The 22,932-nt window shown below is 57.2% G+C and carries 23 protein-coding genes; 7 read left to right on the forward strand and 16 right to left on the reverse strand.

Annotated features, from left to right (window positions below; genetic code table 11):
- Positions 1-242 precede the first annotated feature (242 nt).
- Entirely contained in the window at positions 243-1,703 is a 1,461-nt protein-coding gene (mltF, locus tag ACUTQW_RS20220; RefSeq protein WP_006327373.1) for a membrane-bound lytic murein transglycosylase MltF, read from the forward strand.
- On the opposite strand, the gene tadA is transcribed toward mltF, so the two are convergent.
- A complete protein-coding gene (tadA, locus tag ACUTQW_RS20225; protein ID WP_004952136.1) occupies positions 1,704-2,210 on the reverse strand; it encodes a tRNA adenosine(34) deaminase TadA in 507 nt (168 codons plus the stop codon).
- 183 nt (positions 2,211-2,393) lie between these two features.
- On the opposite strand from tadA, the gene ACUTQW_RS20230 reads away from it, so the two are divergent.
- On the forward strand, positions 2,394-3,446 hold the full coding sequence (locus ACUTQW_RS20230; protein WP_037433537.1) for a hypothetical protein: 1,053 nt from the start codon (positions 2,394-2,396) through the stop codon (positions 3,444-3,446).
- A gap of 83 nt (positions 3,447-3,529) precedes the next feature.
- Here ACUTQW_RS20230 and yfhb read toward each other — a convergent pair whose 3' ends face one another.
- From yfhb to murQ, 3 genes are read right to left on the reverse strand one after another with little or no spacing between them, the layout of a single operon-like run.
- Positions 3,530-4,186, reverse strand: a complete 657-nt coding sequence (gene yfhb / locus ACUTQW_RS20235; RefSeq protein ID WP_004952141.1) for a phosphatidylglycerophosphatase C — start codon at positions 4,184-4,186, stop codon at positions 3,530-3,532.
- 3 nt (positions 4,187-4,189) lie between these two features.
- Positions 4,190-5,557, reverse strand: coding sequence for a PTS transporter subunit EIIC (locus ACUTQW_RS20240; protein WP_445654956.1), 1,368 nt, complete (start codon positions 5,555-5,557; stop codon positions 4,190-4,192).
- 19 nt (positions 5,558-5,576) lie between these two features.
- Complete coding sequence (gene murQ / locus ACUTQW_RS20245) at positions 5,577-6,470, reverse strand: N-acetylmuramic acid 6-phosphate etherase (protein ID WP_004952145.1); 894 nt, start codon at positions 6,468-6,470, stop codon at positions 5,577-5,579.
- 435 nt (positions 6,471-6,905) lie between these two features.
- On the opposite strand from murQ, the gene ACUTQW_RS20250 reads away from it, so the two are divergent.
- Positions 6,906-7,754, forward strand: a complete 849-nt coding sequence (locus ACUTQW_RS20250; protein ID WP_006327378.1) for a MurR/RpiR family transcriptional regulator — start codon at positions 6,906-6,908, stop codon at positions 7,752-7,754.
- Between the two features lie 53 nt (positions 7,755-7,807).
- Entirely contained in the window at positions 7,808-8,068 is a 261-nt protein-coding gene (locus ACUTQW_RS20255; protein ID WP_006327379.1) for a YfhL family 4Fe-4S dicluster ferredoxin, read from the forward strand.
- 214 nt (positions 8,069-8,282) lie between these two features.
- Here ACUTQW_RS20255 and acpS read toward each other — a convergent pair whose 3' ends face one another.
- From acpS to lepA, 7 genes are all read right to left on the reverse strand, one after another.
- The gene (acpS, locus tag ACUTQW_RS20260; protein WP_006318461.1) at positions 8,283-8,663 is read right to left on the reverse strand and encodes a holo-ACP synthase; all 381 of its coding nucleotides are present in this window, start codon (positions 8,661-8,663) and stop codon (positions 8,283-8,285) included.
- A complete protein-coding gene (gene pdxJ / locus ACUTQW_RS20265) occupies positions 8,663-9,394 on the reverse strand; it encodes a pyridoxine 5'-phosphate synthase (protein ID WP_004953580.1) in 732 nt (243 codons plus the stop codon). The genes acpS and pdxJ overlap by 1 nt, the downstream gene beginning before the upstream one ends.
- Positions 9,395-9,466: 72 nt before the next feature.
- The gene (gene recO / locus ACUTQW_RS20270; RefSeq protein ID WP_004953582.1) at positions 9,467-10,198 is read right to left on the reverse strand and encodes a DNA repair protein RecO; all 732 of its coding nucleotides are present in this window, start codon (positions 10,196-10,198) and stop codon (positions 9,467-9,469) included.
- 8 nt (positions 10,199-10,206) lie between these two features.
- On the reverse strand, positions 10,207-11,115 hold the full coding sequence (era, locus tag ACUTQW_RS20275) for a GTPase Era (RefSeq protein WP_004953584.1): 909 nt from the start codon (positions 11,113-11,115) through the stop codon (positions 10,207-10,209).
- Positions 11,112-11,792, reverse strand: a complete 681-nt coding sequence (gene rnc / locus ACUTQW_RS20280; RefSeq protein ID WP_004953587.1) for a ribonuclease III — start codon at positions 11,790-11,792, stop codon at positions 11,112-11,114. The genes era and rnc overlap by 4 nt, the downstream gene beginning before the upstream one ends.
- Positions 11,793-11,974: 182 nt before the next feature.
- Positions 11,975-12,952 carry a signal peptidase I gene (lepB, locus tag ACUTQW_RS20285; RefSeq protein WP_006327380.1) on the reverse strand — a complete coding sequence of 326 codons (978 nt, stop codon included), beginning with the start codon at positions 12,950-12,952 and terminating at the stop codon, positions 11,975-11,977.
- A 32-nt stretch (positions 12,953-12,984) separates the two neighbouring features.
- Entirely contained in the window at positions 12,985-14,784 is a 1,800-nt protein-coding gene (gene lepA, locus ACUTQW_RS20290) for a translation elongation factor 4 (protein WP_004953591.1), read from the reverse strand.
- A gap of 541 nt (positions 14,785-15,325) precedes the next feature.
- Between lepA and ACUTQW_RS20295 the strand changes: the two genes are divergently transcribed.
- Positions 15,326-16,165 (forward strand): hypothetical protein, encoded by an 840-nt coding sequence (locus ACUTQW_RS20295; protein ID WP_006327381.1) that lies wholly within the window; start codon positions 15,326-15,328, stop codon positions 16,163-16,165.
- Here ACUTQW_RS20295 and rseC read toward each other — a convergent pair.
- From rseC to rpoE, 4 genes are read right to left on the reverse strand one after another with little or no spacing between them, the layout of a single operon-like run.
- A complete protein-coding gene (rseC, locus tag ACUTQW_RS20300; protein ID WP_006327382.1) occupies positions 16,162-16,638 on the reverse strand; it encodes a SoxR-reducing system protein RseC in 477 nt (158 codons plus the stop codon). The genes ACUTQW_RS20295 and rseC overlap by 4 nt on opposite strands.
- Positions 16,635-17,594, reverse strand: coding sequence for a sigma-E factor regulatory protein RseB (gene rseB, locus ACUTQW_RS20305; protein WP_013814182.1), 960 nt, complete (start codon positions 17,592-17,594; stop codon positions 16,635-16,637). Before rseB ends, rseC begins: the two co-directional genes overlap by 4 nt.
- On the reverse strand, positions 17,594-18,247 hold the full coding sequence (gene rseA, locus ACUTQW_RS20310) for an anti-sigma-E factor RseA (RefSeq protein WP_004953606.1): 654 nt from the start codon (positions 18,245-18,247) through the stop codon (positions 17,594-17,596). Before rseA ends, rseB begins: the two co-directional genes overlap by 1 nt.
- A 30-nt stretch (positions 18,248-18,277) precedes the next feature.
- Entirely contained in the window at positions 18,278-18,853 is a 576-nt protein-coding gene (rpoE, locus tag ACUTQW_RS20315; protein ID WP_004929136.1) for an RNA polymerase sigma factor RpoE, read from the reverse strand.
- A 214-nt stretch (positions 18,854-19,067) separates the two neighbouring features.
- On the opposite strand from rpoE, the gene nadB reads away from it, so the two are divergent.
- Positions 19,068-20,669: an L-aspartate oxidase gene (gene nadB, locus ACUTQW_RS20320; protein ID WP_006327384.1), complete on the forward strand. Its 1,602-nt coding sequence runs from the start codon at positions 19,068-19,070 to the stop codon at positions 20,667-20,669.
- Between the two features lie 34 nt (positions 20,670-20,703).
- Here nadB and trmN read toward each other — a convergent pair whose 3' ends face one another.
- Complete coding sequence (trmN, locus tag ACUTQW_RS20325) at positions 20,704-21,486, reverse strand: tRNA(1)(Val) (adenine(37)-N(6))-methyltransferase TrmN (protein WP_020439621.1); 783 nt, start codon at positions 21,484-21,486, stop codon at positions 20,704-20,706.
- 99 nt (positions 21,487-21,585) lie between these two features.
- Here trmN and srmB point away from each other — a divergent pair, with 99 nt between their 5' ends.
- Positions 21,586-22,911, forward strand: a complete 1,326-nt coding sequence (srmB, locus tag ACUTQW_RS20330) for an ATP-dependent RNA helicase SrmB (protein ID WP_006327386.1) — start codon at positions 21,586-21,588, stop codon at positions 22,909-22,911.
- The last annotated feature ends 21 nt before the right edge of the window (positions 22,912-22,932 follow it).

Here is a 22,932-nt window from a genome sequence, read left to right on the forward strand (position 1 = left end):
AGCACTTCTTTGGGCGCAACAGGGGAAAACGCGCGCCATTATAGAGAATCTACGCCGCCGACGAAACCGTTTGCGCAGCTATTATTGATAAAAGCTGTTCGCCCCCTCGAATTGTCATAACGTGTCAATAAAGTTGCACGCTGGCGTTTTGTTGCGCAAAATGCTCCCGCACTGGTGATTTAACCATAAGAAAAGACTGACCATAGGTCACCGGCGCACCCGTGCCACCACTGGATAACTATTTGAAACGCCTAAAAATAAACTACATTCTCATCGGTGTTGTTACCTTGCTTCTGGCGCTCGCCCTGTGGCCCAATATTGCCTGGCGCGGCGGCCAGGGTGGGCAGCTCGAAGAGATCAAATCCCGTCGCGAGCTGCGTATCAGTACGCTGAACACGCCTCTAACCTATTTCACCACCAAGCAGGGGCCGGGTGGGCTCGACTACGAGCTGGCGAAACGCTTCGCCAATTACCTGGGCGTGAAGCTGGTGGTGATCCCGCACAACAATATCAATGACCTGTTTGACGATCTGGACGATGACGACGCCGATCTGCTGGCCGCCGGCCTGATCTACAACCAGGATCGCCTCAGCCGCGCACGCACCGGCCCGGCCTATTATTCCGTTTCCCAGCAGTTGGTCTATCGTCTGGGCACCCCACGGCCAAAAACCTTTGCCGATATTAAAGGCAAGCTGGCGGTCGCTTCCGGTTCCGCGCACGTCAGCACGCTGAAACAGCTTAAGCAAAGTAAATTCCCGGACCTCAGTTGGGAAGCCTCCAGCGATCTGACTTCAAAAGAGCTGCTGGAACAGGTGGCCGACGGCAAACTGGACTATACCCTGGGCGACTCTGTGACTATCGCCCTGCTTCAGCGCATCCACCCGCAACTGGCGGTTGCGTTCGACGTCACCGATGAAGAGCCGGTCACCTGGTATCTGAAACGCGGCAACGACGATAGCCTGTATGCGGCGATGCTGGATTTCTATAGCCAGATGGTGGACGACGGCACGCTGGCGCGGCTGGAAGAGAAGTATCTCGGCCACGTCGGCAGTTTCGATTACGTCGATACCAGAACCTTCCTGTCGGCCATCGACTCGGTGCTGCCGACCTTCCGCTCGCTGTTTGAAAAATACGCCAATGAGATCGACTGGAAATTGCTGGCGGCCATCGCCTATCAGGAATCGCACTGGAACCCGCAGGCAACTTCGCCCACCGGCGTGCGCGGCCTGATGATGCTGACGCGGGCCACCGCCGACGGCCTGGGGGTCAACGATCGTCTGGATCCCGAGGAAAGCATTCAGGGCGGCGCACTTTACCTGCAGAGGTTAATGGCCAAGGTGCCCGACAGCGTGCCGGAAGACGAACGCATCTGGTTCTCGCTGGCGGCGTACAACATGGGCTGGGGCCATATGCTCGACGCCCGCAAGCTGACCAAAATGCAAAAAGGCAACCCGGACAGTTGGGTGGACGTCAAACAGCGCCTGCCGATGCTCAGCCAAAAACGTTATTACCCGCAGCTGACCTACGGCTATGCGCGCGGACGCGAAGCTTATAACTACGTGGAAAACATTCGCCGCTATCAGGTCAGCCTGGTCGGCTATCTGCAAGAAAAAGAGAGGAAGGCGGCGCAGGAAGCGGCCGAACAGGAAGCGCTGGGGAAAGGCTATCCGGTCGTTATGCCGGAACTGGCGCTTAACCACTAATTACTCCGGCTTATCCGCCGCACGTTGCGCCAGCTTAAGCGCTTTTTTCTGCTCGCGGCGCAGGCGGAAAAAGTTGCTCAGCGTCGCGGCGCATTCGTCCGCCAGCACGCCTGAAGCGATCTCTACCTGATGGTTCATGCCGGGATGGCGCAAAATATCCACCAGCGACCCTGCCGCACCGGTTTTCACATCGGCCGCGCCGTACACCAGCCGACGAATGCGGCTGTGAACCATTGCGCCGGCGCACATCACGCACGGCTCCAGGGTGACATACAACGTGGCGTTCAACAGGCGATAGTTCTGTAACACCGCTCCGCCCTGCCGCAGCGCCATGATCTCCGCATGCGCGGTGGGATCGTGGCGGCCAATCGGCCGGTTCCAGCCTTCGCCAATCACCTGATTGTCCAGCACCAGCAGCGCACCCACCGGCACCTCGCCCTCTTCCTGAGCACGCTGGGCAAGCAGCAACGCCTGGCGCATCCAGTATTCATCGTTATATTCAGTCATCGCATAATTCCTCGTGCGCTTTTGCGGCGGGCATTATACACAGTAGGTGCGCTGCATGCTGCGCCCGCGTTAACCGGGGTGAATATATTCTCCCCTGCCGGCCGGGTGCGGAGCCGAGCGCTGCGGCTTGAAATGCAACGGGTATATACTGAACGAATAGCGATGTTATCAGGGATAAGAAACATGAAATTCAGCAAGAAGAACGCCGCCGTGGTACGCAAAGCCCTGAACGGCTGGGTCGGCGAAGGCGCGCTGACGGTGCAACAGCAAGAGCTGTTGTTGCAGCATGTGGAAGTACAGCCTTTCGACTGGCGGCGGCTGGCGCGTTATGCGTTTCTCGCCGCACTGGCCTCGCTGGTCATTGCCATCACCAGCCTGTTCGCCGACAGCGATCTGTTGGACTGGCTGAGCGGCTTGTTCCGCTTCGATGCCCCGGTTCGCATGGCGATGGCCGGCATACTAGCCGCGCTGGCCTACACCTGGGCCTTGCGCCGTCGTCGCCGTCATCCGGAAAAACGCTACGGTAATGAGGCCGCGCTGTTCATTGCCGTGCTCTTCACCGCCTGCGCACTGTGGCAAATGGGCGTCTGGCTGGACAACGGCAGTGGCCGGGTTTCATTGCTGTTGATGTTCGCCGCTCTGCTTTACGGCGTGATTGGCTGGTTCAGCCGCTCCGGATTGGTCTGGTGGTTTGCCCTGCTGTCGCTCGGCAACGCCTTCGGCGCCGAAACCGGTTACCTGTCCGGCTGGGGCGCTTACTGGCTGGGCATGAGCTTCCCGATTCGCTTTATCGCCTTCGGCGCAGCCCTGATCGCCGCAGCCTTGCTGCTGCAACCGCTGCTTGCACGGCGTGGGCTGGAGCGGGTTTCGCTGGCGATGGGGCTGCTGTATTTGTTTATCGCCCTGTGGCTGCTGTCGATCTTCGGCAATTACGGCGATCTTGACAGCTGGTATAGCGTGCGCCAGATCGAACTGTTCCACTGGAGCCTGCTGTTCGGCATCGCCGCCGCAGTGGTCATCTGGCTGGGGCTGAAACGCGATGACGCCATGCTGCGCGGATTCGGTCTGACCTTCCTGTGCATCAACCTTTATACCCGCTTCTTCGAGTTTTTCTGGGACAGCATGCCCAAGGCGATTTTCTTTGTGGTGCTCGGTCTGAGCCTGTGGGCGCTGGGGCACTATGCGGAGAAAATATGGCAGTTGGGACGCAAGCCGCACGATCTGGCCGATGATTAAGGCGTTATGGCTGCCGTCTTTCACGCTGCAATTGGAAAACCCGAGGGGATCTAAACGGCAAAGGGCGGAAATCCGCCCTTTGCTTACTCCAACTGCTGCAACTCACCCAGCTTGCTGACCCGCCAACGGTGCTCGCAGAAATACAGTAGCGGATTATCCTGCTTGCTGTCACTGTACCCGCTGTACAACCTGAGCGGCGCGCCGAGACGCTGCTCCAGTTGCATCACTTTCTGGACGCCAAGACAGCGCATAGTCAACACCCAGCCGCCGTAACTGCGCACAATGCGGCTGCCGACCAGGCGCACCCGCGACAGGAAAGCGGAGTCCCGATAAACCTGCTCCACCAGCCGTTCCGGAGAACCGGTGATCAGCCACACCTGCGCATCGTGCACATCGAGGTACTGACGCAGACGCATTTGCACCACCGGAAACGCGGTCACCTTATTGCGGAAATAGCTGACGAACTGCTGTTCCAGCGCCTTTAACCTGGCCTCCGAACGGCCAAAGGTGATCGACCACAGCAAGACGCTCATCGGCCAGCGCGCAGCGCGCCCCATCATCAACATCGCCAGCCCGACCACCGGCAACAGCGGCACCACCAACAGCAGATTAAGCGGCAGGTGACGCAGCAAGAAACGCAAGAAACTGCCGAACATGTCTTCCTGATGCAGCGTACCGTCCAGATCAAAGAACACCACGCGGCGGCCTTCCACGGCCTCCTGGTTCTGTTTCTCGCTCAAACGTTACTCCTCAGGATCGTTGAATCCCATTATCCAGGTGAAAATAAATCCAGCCACAATCGTAATCACCATACCGGCCAGATACAACATCACCTTACCCGAGACAATGGTCAGCGCCAAAGGCAAACCTGAAATACCGAAGGTAATCACCGTCGCCACTTTCCAGTAGCTGATCAGTGCGCCCCCCACCGCGCCGCCGAGGCAGGCGGCAATAAAAGGCTTGCCCAGCGGCAAAGTCACACCGAAAATCAGCGGTTCGCCAATGCCGAGAATACCGACCGGCAGCGCCCCTTTGATCACCTTTTTCAGGCGCGCGTTGCGGGTTTTCATTAATACCGCCAATGCAGCCCCCACTTGCCCCACTCCCGCCATCGCCAGGATCGGCAGCAGCGGGTTGGAGCCGTGCGCCTGCACCAGCTCGACATGTATCGGCACCAACCCCTGATGCAGACCGGACAGCACCAGCGGCAGGAACAACCCGGACAGTACCGCGCCCACCAGCAATCCGCCCTTGTCGATCGCCAGATTGGCGCCGTGAGCGATGGCGTCCGATATATAGCCGCCGAGCGGTTGCAAAATCATAATCGCCAGCGACGCGGTCACCAACGTGGTCAACAGCGGATTGAGGATAAGCTCGATAGACTCCGGCAGCAGGTTGCGCAGACGTTTTTCCACCCAACACATCAGCGCCACCACCAGCAGCACCGCAATCACCCCGCCGCGCCCCGGCTGCAACGCCTCGCCGAACAAAGTAATCTGCGCCAGCGCCGGGCTGGAGAGAATGCCGGCCATTACGCCGCCCATCGCCTGTGAACCGCCAAACACCCGGGCGGCGTTGACTCCCACCAAAATGTTCATGATGGCGAATACCGCGCTGCCGAAAATCGCCAGCAGCCCGAGCACGTTGGGGTAGTTGACCGCCAGTTCGCCGGCGATGTCGGGCCGCTTCAGCAAGTTGATGATGCCGGTAATCAGACCCGAAGCGATGAACGCCGGTATCAGCGGGATAAAGACATCGGCCAGCTTTTTCAGTGCGCCGCTCATCGGGGCTGCGTATTTCTGCTTGGCCTGCACCTTGGTACGAGCGATATCATCACCGCCCGCCAACGCGGCGGGAGCACCCTTGAGCAGCGAACGCATGGCGTCCACCACCTTGGCGGCGGCGCCCGGACCGACAATAAACTGATGCTGATCGCCCTGTTTGATATAGCCCTTAACGCCCGGCAACTGCTTGAGCGCCGGTAAATCCAGGCGCAGTTCGTCGCGGACCTCGACGCGAACCCGCGTCATGCAGTTCTCCAACCTGAGGATATTCCCCTCGCCGCCAACCCCCGCCAGTATCTGTGTTGCCAGTGCCGTTGTTTTGTCCATCGCCCGCCCCAAGTGTGGTTTAACGCGTCAATGCCGCACGCAAATAGCCGTCGTGCTGCTGCAAGCGACGCTGCGCTTCTTCAGCGCCAATACCGGCCAGAATCATCAGAATCGCCGGTTTGACTTCAAAACCGGTCTGCGTCAGCGCTGCCTCAGCCTGGCTGCGTTCGGCGCCGGTGGCTTCCACGACGATGCGGCAGGCGCGATCCACCAGTTTTACGTTAGTGGCTTTCACGTCCACCATCAGGTTCTGATATACCTTGCCCAGTTTGACCATCGCGCCGGTCGACAGCATGTTCAACACCAGTTTTTGCGCGGTGCCGGATTTCATGCGCGTCGAGCCGGTCAACGCCTCCGGCCCCACTACCGGTGAAATCGCCACCTGCGCTTCATGGGCAATGGGTGAATCCGGATTACAGGAAATCGCCGCCGTCGGGCATCCCAACCGACGCGCGTAGCGCAAGGCGCCGATCACATAAGGCGTACGCCCGGATGCCGCCAGCCCCACCACCATGTCGGTGGCCGTCAGCGTCAGCGCTTGCAAATCGGCCTCTCCCAGGGCTGCATCATCTTCTGCGCCTTCTACCGCCTTCAGCAGCGCGCCCGGCCCGCCGGCTATCAGCCCAACGACCCTGCCATGCGGCACGCCGAAGGTGGGCGGGCATTCGGAGGCGTCAAGCACGCCAAGACGGCCGCTGGTACCCGCCCCCAGATAAATCAACCGGCCGCCGGCCTTCAACGCCGCCGCCGCCAGATCCACCGCCTCCGCGATGGCCGGGAGCACTTTTTCAATCGCTTCCGGCACCTTGCGGTCTTCCCGGTTAAAGCAGCTCACCATCTCCAGCGTCGACATTTCATCCAGCCCCATGGTGGCTGGGTTACGGGTTTCAGATACCAATGCGCCTAAGTTCATTTGTTTACCTTTGAATTTTTAATTCCAAACATAAAAACATTATTTGAATATTTTATTCATTAAAGCGAGCACTATTTGCTATTTTAAAGACGAGCTCACAAAAAATTTTCACTGCGCGTTTTCGCCGCCGGCGTGGCAGAATACCCGCTGGTTTCCAGGGAAATACGGGTTGCGCCCCATAGTTGCACGCGAGCACCGCTGGCGGTCATGTGAGCGCGCAACCAGGCACGAGTCGTGAGGTTTGGTGGGCCAAATAAGCGGCTCGTAACACCGATGCGCGTTCAAATGGCCCCAGCCCTTCGGGTCGCGCCCCAAAAGCCCGCACTCTGTGTTGTCGGGTTTAAACATAGGGTCCGCTATGCTTTGCACCCTCCGCCTTGATTACGGACTTTTGGGTCTGCGACGGTGCCACGATCAATTATGGGACACAACCTTATGAGTACCCTTCTTCGCATTCGTCAGATGTATCCAACGCTGGCTCAAAACGACCGCAAACTGGCGGATTTCCTGCTGCATAATGCTCAGCAGGCGCGCCATCTCAGCTCGCAAAAGCTGGCCCAGTTGGCGGGAGTCAGTCAGTCGAGCGTGGTGAAATTTGCTCAGAAGATGGGCTACAAAGGCTTTCCTGCATTGAAGCTGGCGCTGAGCGAAACCCTGGCCCAGCCGCAGGCCGAGCCGGCGATCACCGTGCATAACCGGATCCTCAGCAGCGATGCGCTGAAAACGGTCGGCGAAAAGCTGTTGGTGGAAAAGCAGTCCGCGTTGCGCGCCACGCTGGATATCAATAGCGAAGAGCGTCTGCATCAGGCGCTGGATATGCTGCGTCAGGCGCGAAGGATCATTTTGGTGGGGATCGGCGCTTCCGGGTTGGTCGCCAAGGATTTCTCCTACAAGCTGCTGAAAATTGGCGTGATGGCGATAGCAGAGCCGGATATGCACGTCCAACTGGCGGCAGTACAGGCACTGGACAAGCGGGATTTGCTGCTGGCGATCTCATTCAGCGGGGAACGGCGGGAAATCAACCTGGCGGCTGAGGAAGCCCGCCTGGCCGGGGCCAAGGTGCTGGCGCTGACCAGTTTCTCGCCGAACGGGCTGCAGCAACGCGCCGATCACTGCCTGTATACCATCGCAGAGGAACCCAACACCCGCAGCGCCGCCATTTCCTCCAGCACCGCTCAGTTCGCCCTCACCGACCTGCTGTTCATGGCCTTGATTCAGCACGATCTCGATCATGCCCGCGACCGTATCAAACACAGCGAACAGTTAGTGAAAAAACTGGTTTAGACGTTATAATCCGCGCTGCGCAAAATACCCCTATTAACGATGAGAGATAAACCATGGCCCTGCTAATCACACGCAAATGCATCAACTGCGATATGTGCGAGCCGGAATGCCCGAATCAGGCCATTTCGATGGGGGAGGATATCTACCGGATCGACACCGATCGCTGCACCGAGTGCGTTGGCCATTACGATATCCCAACCTGCCAGCAGGTATGCCCGATCGATAACACCATTATCGTTAACCCGCAGCACAGTGAAAGCAACGAACAGCTGTGGGACAAGTTTGTGATGCTGCATCACGCCGATCGGCTGTAACCGCTACCTTCCGATCGACAAGGGCGCCAACAGGCGCCCTCAGACGGCTGACAAAACCCGTTATTAGGGAGAGCGTGCCGAAGGGGTCGTAACGGCCTTGGCCGTCGGAGCGCCCCTCGGTGCGCTAGGCCCGGGTATCTCGAACTCAAAGACAACTTTGTCATCAACCTCAGGGCGCCAACAGGCGCCCTTTTGTTTTACGGCCGATACCGCCTTAGCCTTCAATAATTACCGTAGCACAGGCATAACGGCGTTCATCCGCCAGCGAGACGTGGATGGCGGTAACGCCCATCTCCTGCGCCAACTCCGCAGCGCGAGCATGCAGGCGAATGTTCGGCTTGCCGAGACCGTCATTGAACACTTCAAACTGATTAAATGCCAGCCCGTTACGGATGCCGGTACCGAAAGCCTTGGCGGCTGCTTCTTTCACCGCGAAGCGCTTGGCGAGAAAACGTACCGGCTGCTGATGCTGCTGATACACCTCCCACTCGGCCGCGCTCAGCACACGGCGTGCCAGGCGATCGCCGCTGCGCTCCACCACGGCTTCGATGCGCGCCATTTCAACGATGTCGGTACCCAGCCCCAGTACGGCCATTAGCGACGCGCTTCCCGCATCAGCAATTTCATGTCGGCAACCGCTGCCGGCAACCCACTCATTACTGCCTGGCCGATAATGGCGTGCCCGATATTCAGTTCATACATCTCTGGCAACGCAGCTATCGGTTGAACATTATGGTAAGTCAGGCCATGACCGGCATTGACCTTCAGGCCCTTGCCGGCGGCATAGGTAGCCGCGACCGCAATACGATGCAGCTCGGCCTTCACCGCCAGCTCGCCTGTGGCTTCGGCATAGGCGCCGGTATGGATTTCAATGTAGGGCGCGCCAACCGCCACCGCCGCATCAATCTGGCGATGATCCGGGTCGATAAACAACGACACCAGAATGCCGGCCTGCGCCAGGCGCTCCACCGCCACGGCCATTTTGTCCTGTTGCCCGGCAACGTCCAGCCCACCCTCGGTGGTGACCTCTTCACGTTTTTCCGGCACCAGACAACAAAACTGCGGCTTCAATTCAATGGCGATATCCAACATTTCGTCGGTCACGGCCATTTCAAGATTCATGCGCGTCTGGATGGTTTGACGCAGAATACGCACGTCGCGATCGGTGATGTGGCGGCGGTCTTCACGCAGGTGCACGGTAATCCCGTCAGCCCCCGCCTGTTCGGCGATAAATGCCGCCTGAACCGGATCCGGATATTGGGTTCCGCGCGCGTTACGTAACGTGGCGATGTGATCGATATTAACGCCCAGCAGCAAATCAGCCATGACAACCCTCTAAAAACGATTTTCAGTGCCAGCAGTTTACACGCGGGCGCAGGGCCGCAAAAGGGGAAAAGGTCAGGCGTCGTCGACCGGCGTATCCGGCTGCTTGCGGACGAACTGACGAAACAGTTCGCGGCTCTTCAGCGGTTTGCCGCCCAGGTAGGGTTTCAGCGCCATGCGGGTGAAGCGTTTGGCGGCACGCAAGGTTTGCGCATCGGGGAACTGACGCTCTGCCAGCGCACGCAGCTCGCGGCCGGTAAAGCTGTAATGGTCCACCACCAGGCTGGCGATAAAGCCTTTTTCCTCGCGGTAACGGTAGGTCATGCCATCGTCCACCGGCTGGCCGCTGCCGGCGCAGTGCAGGAAATCAAGGCCATAGCCCAGGTGATTCAGCAGTGCGAGCTCAAACTGACGAAGCGCCTGCTCCGGGGAAATATCTTCCGCCGCCAGCGCCTGCAGACATTGCAGATAGTCGAAGAATAATACCGAGTAGTTGGCTTCCTGCTCCAGCACCCGCGACAACAGTTCGTTCACGTACAGGCCGCTGTACAGCATCATGCCGCTGAGAGGTAAACCGAGAGAAACCGCTTCGGCGTTACGCAGCGTTTTCACTTCGCCACGGCCGCCCCAGCGCACCAGCAGGGGAGTAAAGGGTTGCAGACAACCCTTTAGATTGGAGCGGCGGCTGCGCGCGCCTTTTGCCAGCAAGCGCACCCGCCCATGACCTTCCGTGAACATGTCCAGCATCAGGCTGGTTTCACTGTACGGTCGCCCATGCAGGACGAAAGCGCGCTCCCAGCCGTCCATTGGAGAAGTTACTTCAGGTCGTCGGTATAGCCCAGGCTACGCAGCGCACGTTCGTCGTCCGCCCAGCCCGATTTCACTTTCACCCACAGTTCCAGATGCACTTTGGTTTCAAACATCTGTTCCATGTCGTGGCGAGCTTCGATACCGATCGTTTTGATCTTCGAACCTTTGTTGCCGATGACCATTTTCTTCTGGCCTTCGCGCTCGACCAGAATCAACCCGTGCACGTTGTAACCACCGCGCTCGTTCGGCACAAACTGTTCGATCTCGACCGTAACCGAGTAAGGCAGCTCTTCACCCAGGAAACGCATCAGCTTTTCACGGATGATTTCCGACGCCATAAAGCGCTGGGAGCGGTCGGTGATGTAATCGTCCGGGAAGTGGTGTTCCGCTTCCGGCAGCAACTTGCGCGCGATAGCGGCGATAGTGTCCACATTCATGCCTTTTTCGGCAGAAATTGGCACCACGTCGAGGAAATTCATCTGCTGGCTCAAGAACGCAATGTGCGGCAACAGCTTGGATTTGTCGGTAACGTTGTCGACCTTGTTGATCGCCAGCAGGACCGGGCATTTCAGACTGCGCAGCTTGTTGACCACCATTTCATCGTCGGCAGTCCAGTTAGTGCCTTCTACCACGAAGATCACCAGCTCTACGTCGCCGATTGAGCTGCTGGCCGCGCGGTTCATCAAACGGTTGATGGCGCGTTTTTCTTCGATATGCAGACCCGGGGTGTCGACGTAGATAGCCTGATAGGCGCCATCGGTGTCGATACCCATAATGCGGTGACGGGTCGTCTGCGGTTTACGCGAGGTGATGGAGACCTTTTGCCCCAGCAGTTGGTTGAGCAACGTGGATTTGCCCACGTTGGGACGACCGACTATCGCAATAAAACCACAGTATTGTTTTTCTTCGCTCATTCAAGCTCCAGCTTTTTCAACGCTTGTTCCGCTGCTGCCTGTTCGGCTTTACGGCGGCTTGAGCCGGTACCCACTACAGGTTCGCTCAAACCACTCACCTGGCAGTGGATAGTAAACTCCTGATCGTGCGCCTCACCGCGAACCTGCACCACCAGATAAGAAGGCAACGGCAGATGACGACCTTGTAAAAACTCCTGCAAGCGGGTTTTCGGGTCTTTCTGCTTATCACCGGGGCTGATCTCGTCCAACCGGCTACGATACCAGTCCAAAATCAGTCGTTCGACGTTTTGGATATCGCTATCCAGGAACACGCCGCCAATTAATGCCTCCACCGTATCCGCCAGGATTGATTCGCGGCGGAATCCACCACTTTTCAACTCACCCGGCCCGAGGCGCAGACATTCACCCAGGTCGAACTCGCGCGCCATCTCTGCCAGCGTATTGCCGCGCACCAGCGTGGCACGCATGCGGCTCATATCGCCCTCGTCTACGCGAGGAAAACGATGGTAGAGCGCATTGGCGATGACAAAACTAAGAATAGAGTCACCCAGAAACTCAAGACGTTCATTGTGTTTACTGCTGGCGCTACGGTGAGTCAACGCTTGCAGTAAGAGCTCCTGCTGTTGAAAAGTGTAGCCCAGCTTCCGCTGCAGCCTGTTTATTACGATGGGGTTCATGAGTTACCAATAGATCAAGAATGCGTCAAAAACTTGCAGCATACGGAACAGGCCTGCTTCGCCGAAAGCCAATCCAAAGCTGTTTCGTTTGCAGTGGCTCCCAACAGGGAGCCAACTTTTTATCGCTCGAGGAGGTATTCTACAACGAGTGGAAATATAATGCTGCGTTTATAAGCGCGCGGTTAATGAATTCCACCAATACGGCTAAACCTTACGCCGGTTGGCCATTCACCTTCCTGCTTTTCAAAACTCATCCAGATAGCCGTGGCTTTACCCACCAGGTTTTTCTCCGGTACGAAGCCCCAATAACGGCTGTCGGCGCTGTTGTCGCGGTTATCACCCATCATGAAGTAATGCCCCGCCGGCACAACCCATTCCGCCAGTTGCTTACCCGGCTGCTGGTAGTAAGCGCCCACCTGATCCTGCGTGCCCGGCACGGTCAGAATATGGTGAGAGACAGTGCCCAGCGTTTCCTGGCGCTCGCGCAGGCGAATACCGCCCTGCGGCACGTTATCGCTCAATGGGATCTGGTAGAAACCGTTGCTGGCTTCGCCCATGCCGCTGCGGCTGAACATCTGTACAAAATCGCTTGGTTGCGCATCGTTGTATGTCACCGCCAGTGCGGTATCGCAAGACTGGCCGTTATTACAGGATGGTTGAACGGTCACGCGTTTATTAACCGGATCGTAAGTCACCCGGTCACCCGGCAGACCGACAACGCGCTTGATATAATCCAACTTCGGATCCAGCGGATATTTAAATACCGCAATATCGCCGCGCTTTGGATGACCGGTTTCAATTAGCGTGGTCTGGGTAATCGGATCTTTAATGCCGTAGGCATATTTCTCCACCAGAATAAAATCGCCAATCAACAACGTTGGCATCATTGAACCTGATGGGATCTGGAAAGGTTCGTAAATAAACGAACGCACCACAAACACCAGCAGCAATACCGGGAAAACCGACGCGCCGGTTTCGATCCAACCTGGCTGCTTCGCCACTTTCGCCAGCGTTTTATCGTCTACGGCGCCCGTAGCCTGTGCATTCACCGCCGCAATCTTCTGCCGGCGGGCCGGCGCCCATTTGAAGCGCTCAAAAGCCCAGATGATCCCGGTAACCAATGTGGCTATGGCCAGGATCAAGGCAAACATATTCGCCATGCAAACTCCCTAATTACGCGACCTTATCGCGGTTACTTGCTGTCTTTGCCCACGTGCAGAATGGCCAGGAACGCTTCTTGCGGCAACTCAACGTTACCGACCTGCTTCATGCGTTTCTTACCGTCCTTCTGTTTCTGCAACAGCTTCTTCTTACGGCTGACGTCACCGCCATAGCATTTAGCCAGAACGTTTTTACGCAACTGCTTCACCGTAGAACGCGCGATGATATGGGTGCCGATCGCGGCCTGAATGGCGATATCGAATTGCTGACGCGGAATAAGCTCTTTCATCTTCTCCACCAGTTCACGACCACGGTACTGCGAGTTGTCGCGGTGGGTGATCAACGCCAGCGCATCCACGCGCTCGTTGTTGATCAGCACGTCGACACGCACCATGTCAGACGTCTGGAAGCGTTTGAAGTTGTAATCCAACGACGCGTAACCGCGAGAGGTGGATTTCAAACGGTCGAAGAAGTCGAGTACCACTTCCGCCATCGGGATTTCGTAGGTCAGCGCGACCTGGTTGCCGTGGTAGACCATGTTGGTCTGTACACCGCGTTTTTCGATACACAGCGTGATTACGTTGCCCAGGAATTCCTGCGGCATCAGCATGTGACACTCGGCGATCGGCTCGCGCAGCTCCATGATATTGTTCAGCGGCGGCAGCTTGGATGGGCTGTCGACGTAAATGGTTTCTTTGCCGGTGGTTTCAACTTCATAAACTACCGTTGGAGCGGTGGTAATCAGCTCCAGATCGTATTCACGCTCCAGACGCTCCTGGATGATCTCCATGTGCAGCAGGCCGAGGAAACCACAGCGGAAGCCGAAGCCCAGCGCGGTGGAGCTCTCTGGCTCATAGAACAGGGAAGCGTCGTTCAGGCTCAGTTTGCCCAACGCGTCGCGGAAGGCTTCATAATCGTCCGAGCTGATCGGGAACAGGCCTGCGTAAACCTGCGGCTTCACTTTTTTGAAGCCTGGCAGCGCTTTGTCTGCCGGTTGACGAGCCAACGTCAGGGTATCGCCCACCGGCGCACCCAAGATGTCTTTAATGGCGCAAACCAGCCAGCCTACTTCACCGCAGTTCAGCACGTCGCGATCGACACGTTTCGGGGTAAAGATCCCGAGGCGATCGGCGTTATAAGTCTGGCCGGTGCTCATCACCTTGATCTTGTCGCCCTTGCGCATCGTGCCGTTCTTGACTCGCACCAGGGAAACTACGCCCAGATAGTTGTCGAACCAGGAGTCGATGATCAAGGCCTGCAACGGCGCCTCAGGATCGCCTTCCGGCGGTGGGATGTCGCGCACCAGGCGTTCGAGAACTTCCGGCACGCCGACGCCGGTTTTGGCCGAGCAGCGCACCGCATCGGTGGCGTCGATGCCAACGATGTCTTCAATTTCCTGCGCGGCGCGATCGGGATCGGCGGCCGGCAGGTCAATTTTGTTCAGTACCGGCACCACTTCCAGATCCATATCCAGCGCGGTGTAACAGTTGGCCAGCGTCTGAGCTTCTACGCCCTGCCCGGCATCCACCACCAGCAGTGCGCCTTCGCAGGCAGCCAGCGAACGAGAAACTTCGTAGGAGAAGTCAACGTGCCCTGGGGTGTCGATAAAGTTGAGTTGATAGGTTTGACCGTCTGTCGCCTTGTAGTCCAGCGTTACGCTCTGCGCTTTGATGGTAATGCCACGTTCGCGCTCAAGATCCATAGAATCAAGCACCTGCGCAGCCATTTCGCGTTCGCTCAAGCCACCGCAAATTTGGATAATACGGTCGGACAGCGTCGACTTACCGTGGTCAATATGGGCAATAATGGAGAAATTTCGTATATGCTTCATTATAAAAGTTTTTCTGCCTTGGTATTTCTGAATTACTCGCCTATAGAAACCCGTATGGACCTAAAGCGACAGTGAATGGGTTCGGCCGTCTTCCGCCTGAATCGCTGCATTCTACATGCCACAACACTGAAAACCTAGCGATCGGTGCAGTGAAGGCATTCTATTATGCGCACTTTAGTGTTACACGGCGCTCCAGGTTGTGAAAGAAGATGTTAACAAAAGCCGACGAATGAAAAACCACTGCCTGCACCACCGAATCAACGGAAATCATGTGCCGCGCATACCTTCATCTTCGGCGCTAATACATAACCGCCGATAACGCAATAAACCCCTTCCTAAATCTTGAATAAATAATATTGGGATCAACATCTTAGAATTGCATTCCGCCCCTCCGGCTTTCGGAAAATACCCATATACGCTCTTCGGAGCCTCCTATAGAAATGGGACAGAACTCCGCGACAAAATATTATTCAGGGCACTACATCGGCATGCCCACCGGAGTTCACCAGCATATCTCTGTACGTTGATTGGAAGGTGCGTAATGATCGATAAAGGGCAAATGCTGAGCCGGCACGATTTTTCCAAGGTCAATTGGGGCATTCTGGCAGCGGCAGCGCTGCTGTTAACTGTCGGTGCGGTGCTGCTGTTGCTGCCGCTGCTGAGCAACATGGATGAAAATGCGGTACTGACCTTGCTGCAAACCGGCGCAGCCACTATTTTACTCGGCAGCAGTCTGTTGGCGCTGCGCCACTGTCTGCGGCCAACGCTGACTTATCGTCTGTATGAGCACGGCGTTCGGGTGATTAATGACCATAACCACAAAGAACGGTTTATCCCCTTTGAAAAAATTGGCGATATTTATCGTTTTCGCGGTGGGCGCTTGTTTGGCGGGCTGTGCAACGTGATGGCATTTCGTACTTCTGCCGAACACCCTTGGTGCACAGTGTTCAGCAATCTGTCCCATTCCTGGCGGCTGGCCGATGTCATTATCAGCCAACAAATCCAACAGCGTGGACCACAGGCGCTGAATGCGCTGTATCAGGGGGAAGTGCTATCGTTTAGCTATCTGAGCTGCAGTGCCCTCTGGCTGAACCATTTACTGCCAGGCAAACGCAAGAAGCAAACGCCCCAAACGCTGCGGCTGAGCGCTACGGCGCTGATCACGCCGCAGGGGAGTATTCCGATTGAGCAGATCCGCACGCTGGAGAACAACACGCAGCGCGGCATCATCCGCCTGCTGGATAATCAGGGCAAAGCGCTGTTTACGGTCGGGTATTTTTCGCTGCTCAGCGCCGATCTGTTTATGGCGCTGCTGGAGCATATGATCTACAACCGCATCCCCGCCTATCATAATACGGCGATGACGCGGCAGCAGTTTTAGCGCAGAGGTTCAGTGTCCGTCTGCAGGCGCATGGCCCCAGGCGGCAAACCGATTTGCAGAACTATGGGTTGGTAATTCGCCTGCTCGCCGAGACGGTGCGCCAGGCTACGCGCCAACATAAAGGCCGCGCCGCCGCCAAGCAGCGCGCCGAGCGCCGCGGAGGCATCGGTGCCCAGCCAGTATTGCAGCAGACTCCCCCCGAGCATCATGCCCAGCAACGGCGTCAGATAGACCAGCATAGCCGAACGCAGCAGGCTGCCCTCGGCGATACCCACTTCAACCCGCTGCCCCGGCTCAAGCGGCTGCTCGATGCGCACCTGCAACTGATGTTCGGTTTCCGGTACCAGTTCGTTCAACGCGCGCGCGCCACAGCCCGAACGGGCATTGCAACTGCCGCAGCCGGCTTTGGGTTCGCAGCGCAGCAGCGCCACACCCTGTTGCCACGAAACCACCGTGGCCCACTCTTTCATCATTGTGGTGACACCTTGAAGGAAATACTGTCAGCGATACGCTTGGCCGTCGCCGGCGGCAGTTCGCCAACGATGGTGATCTCGTTGCCGTTACGCACTTCAGTCTGAATAGTACGCCGCCCTTGGCGATAATACTGTTGACCGGCACCGCTGCCCGCCGGGCTGACGTTGACCGAGAAACTGAACAGACCATCGCTGTATAGCCGCGTCTCGACGGGTTCGGTCACGTTCGGCAATTTACGGCGATTACGCGCCACTTCATCCACGCCGGCCGGCAACCAGCCGGTGCTCCAGCCCAGTTTGACGTTGTCTACCGCAGGAAGCGACAGCAAAGGTGGCAGATTAGCCTTGATCAGCCCCTGCATCACGCCTTGCACTTCCGGCCCCACCACAAACGAAATCACCCGATATTGCTCCAGCGTTTCGCCATCACGATCGAGTAAATCCACCCGCAGCGGCAGCTTGGTATCCACATCCATCCAGACGATATAGCTGTAGCGCGAACCATCACGCGCAACCACACGGATCACCTCGCAGGGGCGATCGGAGATTCGGGTGCTGCCGACAGAGATGAAATCGTAATATTTCGCCAGGCGGTCAAAATCGGCGTAGACGATAGCCGGCAACGCATCGACGATATGATCGCCAGACAGCGTAAAGGGCTCCAGACCTGGCTCAAAATAGCTGATGCCCTCACCGCGCTGCAATACTTCGCGGCGCGGCCCATCCATATGCAAAAGTTGACCCAGTGGCTGCTTGTCGATTACCGCATGGCGGTAACGCAGCGACTCAATCCCCTGCTTGCTGATGCTGATATAGGCGAGTTCGTAATTGAGTGAACGGCTGGCACTGCTCATCTGTTGTAACAACGCCCCGGACGCAGTGGGCTGCGCCGGGGCGATGCTTGAGTAGAGCAGGCTGCCCGTCAATAGACAGACGGAGAACCAAAGTTGCTTCATTACTGCTGTTGCATTCCTAAAGACTGGGTTCCGGGAACCTGAACGGCAGCCTGTTGTGGGTTGCTTTGCTCAAGCTGCAGCTGATCGGAATGCAAACGACGTTGCAATTCATAATCCTGCAGCATGGCGTTAATACGTTTGCGCTGTTCCTGCACCTGCTGCTGTTGCCCGCTGCCGGTGGAGAAACTGTCTGCCGGTACGCCGAGGCTAACCGGTGACGCCTGTCCCATGATCGGCAGGGTGTTGAACGCCGGCGATTCAGCTGCGCCAGGCTGCGCTGCCGGTTGATTGTATTGCTGTACGCCTACAATCACAGCCAGCGAAACACAAGCGGCCATGCCAATCTGAGTGATCTGGCTGGCCCAGGGGCGCACTTTGTCCCAGAACGGCATTTTCTGCCAGGTGTGCGGTTGCGGCTGAGACTCCGGCACTGCGGAAGGAACCAGACGGGCAGGTTCTTTCTCAAGTGCAGCAGCAACACGATCTGCGATATCGAGATGCATTACTTGTCCGATATCACCCCGTAGTGTGTCGCGTATCAGGTGATAGCTCTGCCAGGTTTGTTGAAGCGCTCTGTCATTTGACAATGAGCTCAGCAGCTCAGTGTCGAGCGATTCTCCATCCATCAGAGCGGAAAGCTTTTCTTTCTGCATGCCTAAGTACCCTTCCTGTGTCCGCCATTGCTAACGTTGAATCAGCGGTTGAACTTTATTATCGATAGCCTCCCTGGCGCGGAAAATACGCGAGCGTACGGTTCCTACCGGGCAATCCATGATGGCAGCTATCTCTTCGTAGCTTAGACCATCCAGCTCCCGGAGGGTAATCGCCATGCGAAGATCCTCGGGGAGAGACTCAATGGTACGGAAAACTATCTGTCTCAGCTCTTCTGACAACATTAAGTTCTCAGGGTTCGAAATTTCTTTCAGTGCTCCCGCACTTTCGTAATTTTCAGCGTCGTTGGCATCCACATCGCTGGACGGCGGACGACGCCCCTGAGCAACCAGATAATTCTTTGCCGTGTTCACGGCAATTCGATACAACCAGGTATAGAAAGCGCTATCCCCACGGAACGATTCCAGTGCGCGATAGGCTTTAATGAACGACTCCTGCACCACATCGGGCACATCGCCCTGCGGTACATATCGGGAAACCAGGCTCGCAACCTTATGCTGGTAACGCACTACCAGTAAGTTAAACGATTTCTGATCGCCTTTTTGGACCCGCTCAACCAGAACTTGATCCGTTAACTGCTCGCTCATCCGAGGTAAATTCTCCCCAAATCCGTCTCCACGCGTAAAATTGTACTGCCAGCCATACATTCTTTTCCTGAGCAAGCACTCGCTTGGAGTTCATACGGAACTCGAAGTTCCGTATCGCCATTGTTTTTTCTGTTGATGTCATCCAATCCGTGGCTTTTGCCCGGACAATTAGGCTAACATGAATTTCACTCTTCTTCTGCACACATCATACGTTATGCAACCATCATCTGAACATGTTAGCGATGTCTTGATCGTCGGCAGCGGTGCTGCGGGTTTGTCACTGGCGCTGCGCCTCGCGCAGCATTGCAAGGTTACCGTACTCAGCAAGGGGCCGCTCAACGAAGGCGCCACATTTTATGCCCAAGGCGGGATCGCCGCGGTTTTCGATGAGACGGACAGCATTGCCTCACACGTTGATGACACTTTGATTGCCGGAGCCGGCCTGTGCGACAAGGACGCCGTTGAGTTTATCGCCGGCAATGCGCGCCACTGCGTGCAATGGCTTATCGATCAGGGCGTCTTGTTCGACACCGAAGTCAATGCTCAGGGCGAGGAACATTACCACCTGACGCGTGAGGGGGGACACAGCCACCGCCGTATCCTGCATGCCGCCGATGCTACAGGTAAAGAAGTAGAGACCACCCTGGTAGGGAAAGCAAGCGCCCACCCTAATATTTGCGTGATGGAGCGCCGCAACGCGGTCGATCTGATCACCTCGAACAAAATCGGCCTGCCGGGCACCCGCCGCGTGGTCGGCGCCTATGTCTGGAACCGCGAGCTCGAGCAGGTGGAAACCTACCGCGCCAAAACGGTAGTGCTGGCCACTGGCGGGGCAGCCAAGGTGTATCAGTACACCACCAATCCGGACATCTCGTCCGGAGATGGCATCGCCATGGCCTGGCGCGCCGGCTGTCGGGTCGCCAACCTCGAATTTAATCAGTTCCACCCGACCTGTCTGTTCCACCCGCAGGCGCGCAATTTCCTGCTGACCGAAGCGCTGCGCGGCGAAGGCGCCTATCTGAAACGGCCGGACGGCAGCCGCTTTATGCCCGATTTTGACCCGCGGGGCGAACTGGCCCCACGCGACATTGTAGCGCGCGCCATCGACCACGAAATGAAGCGCCTGGGCGCGGACTGCATGTATCTGGATATCAGCCATAAACCGGCTGAATTCATTACCCAGCACTTCCCGATGATCCATGAGAAACTGCTGACGCTGGGCTTCGATCTGACAAAACAACCGATCCCTATCGTACCCGCCGCGCATTACACCTGCGGCGGCGTCATGGTCGATCAGCACGGCCGTACCGATCTGGACGGGCTTTACGCCATTGGCGAAGTCAGTTACACCGGCCTGCACGGCGCCAACCGCATGGCGTCCAACTCGCTGCTGGAATGCCTGGTCTACGGCTGGTCGGCGGCGGAGGACATCAAACTGCGCCTGCCGTTTATCAAGCTGGCGAAACAGTTGCCGCAATGGGATGAAAGCCGTGTAGACGATGCGGACGAGCGGGTGGTGATTCAGCACAACTGGCATGAGCTGCGGCTATTCATGTGGGACTATGTCGGGATCGTGCGCACCACTAAACGGCTGGAGCGCGCGCTGCGCCGCATCAATACGCTGCAAGCTGAAATCGATGAGTACTACGCCAACTTCCGTATTTCCAACAATCTGCTGGAGCTGCGTAACCTGGTGCAGGTGGCGGAACTGATCGTTCGCAGCGCCATGGAACGCAAAGAAAGCCGCGGGCTGCACTATACGCTGGACTATCCGGATATGTTGCCGGAAGCGCTGCCGACCATCCTGCAGCCGTGATTGAAACCGCCAGGACGCCAACGCCTTGGCGGTTTCAGTAAAAAAGATAAAAATCGGTAATCAGGCGGCGGAAATCATCGGTGTAACTGCCGTCGGCCTGTTTAATCGCCAGGCTTTGCTCCGTTTTTTCTTCGACCGGCTGACGCGTCAGCACCAACAACACCCGGTGCAGCGGCGTATCGGCACGGTCGCTGACGTTCAATCGCTGTGCAGTATGCCAGCCACGCCGGTGCGCATTACTTTCAAATGCCTCACCAATATCATGCGGCAGCACCACGCAAAAAGCGCCCCGCTCGGCGATCAGCCGCTCAGCGCTTGCCAGCAAGGCATCGTGAGTCAGGGTTTCGGTATAGCGCGCATTGTGGCGCGCCTGATCGCGGCAGGCGACCGCCGGCTCGAAATACGGCGGGTTGCTGACGATCAGGTCATACTCACCCGCATGATGCCGGGCAAAATGGTGAATATCCTGCGCATGCACCCGAATGCGCTGCGGCCACGGGGATGCCAGCACGTTGTCACGCGCTTGTTCGGCGGCGGCTTCGTCCAACTCCACCGCATCGATCAGTACGTTATCGGACGATCTTTGCGCCAGCATCAGCGCAATAAGCCCGCTGCCGCTGCCGATATCCAGCACCCGCCGCGCCTGCGCCAGCGGTGCCCAGGCGCCGAGCAGCACGCCGTCGGTGCCCACTTTCATTGCGCAACGATCGTGAGCGACAAAAAATTGTTTGAAGGTAAAACCGCCGCGACGCGGGGTAAAATTTGCTTTCGATTGATTGCTCACAATAACCACCTGGATACAAAACTGGCGTAGCATAAGGCAATCTGATTTGCGGGAAAAGAGCTGCTTTCCGCTTAAATAGGTGAAGAACGCGGCCAACCCGTCTATAATCGGCGCCCCAAGTAGAGGTAGACCATGACAGCAACCAATTTTTCCGAACTCGATCTCGATGAACGCCTGATAAAAGCCCTGAGCGATAAAGGCTACGAACGCCCGACCGCCATTCAAGCCGAGGCTATCCCACCTGCGATGGATGGGCGCGACGTATTGGGTTCGGCGCCAACCGGCACCGGCAAGACCGCCGCATTTTTGCTGCCGGTATTGCAGCATCTGCTGGACTTTCCACGCAAGAAGTCCGGCCCACCGCGCGTACTGATCCTCACCCCGACGCGCGAACTGGCGATGCAGGTAGCCGACCAGGCACGTGAACTGGCTGCCCATACTTCGCTGGATATCGCCACCATCACCGGCGGCGTCGCCTATATGAACCACGCGGAAGTCTTCAGCGAAAACCAGGACGTGGTGGTCGCCACAACCGGTCGTCTGCTGCAATACATCAAAGAAGAAAACTTCGACTGCCGCGCGGTAGAAACGCTGATCCTCGATGAAGCCGACCGCATGCTGGACATGGGCTTCGCGCAGGATATCGAAACCATTTCCGCCGAAACCCGCTGGCGCAACCAGACCCTGCTGTTCTCCGCGACGCTGGAAGGCGATGCCATCCGCGAATTCGCCGAGCGCATTCTGAAAGAGCCGGTGGAAATTGAAGCTGATCCTTCACGCCGCGAACGCAAAAAGATCCTGCAGTGGTACTACCGTGCCGACGACGTGCAGCACAAAACCGCCATTCTGGTGCATTTGCTGCAACAGCCGGACGTGCTGAAGTCCGTGATCTTCGTGCGTAAACGCGAGCGCGTGCACGAACTGGCGGCCTGGCTGCGCGAGGCAGGCATCAACACCTGCTATCTCGAAGGCGAAATGGTGCAGGCCAAGCGCAACGAAGCGGTAAAACGCATGATGGACGGCCGCGTCAACGTGCTGGTCGCCACCGACGTCGCTGCCCGTGGTCTGGATATCCTGGATATCACCCACGTGTTCAACTTCGACATGCCGCGTACTGCGGACACCTATCTGCACCGCATCGGCCGCACCGGCCGTGCCGGGCGCAAAGGTACCGCGATTTCTCTGGTTGAGGCGCACGATCACCTGCTGTTGGGCAAAGTCGGCCGTTACCTGAACGAACCGCTGAAAGCGCGGGTGATCGACGAGCTGCGTCCGTCAACCAAAGTGCCAAGCGAAAAGAGCAACGGCAAACCTTCGAAGAAGGTGCTGGCCAAACGTGCGGAAGACAAAGAAAAGAACAAAGAAAAAGCCAAGGTGAAAGTACGTCATCGCGATGCGAAAAACGTGGGCAAACGTCGCCAGCCAAAGGCCAAGCCTGAGAGCAACGGCGCTAAATAATGCTGCCGCGGTGAATAAAAA

The organism is Serratia sp. TSA_7, from assembly GCF_052692135.1.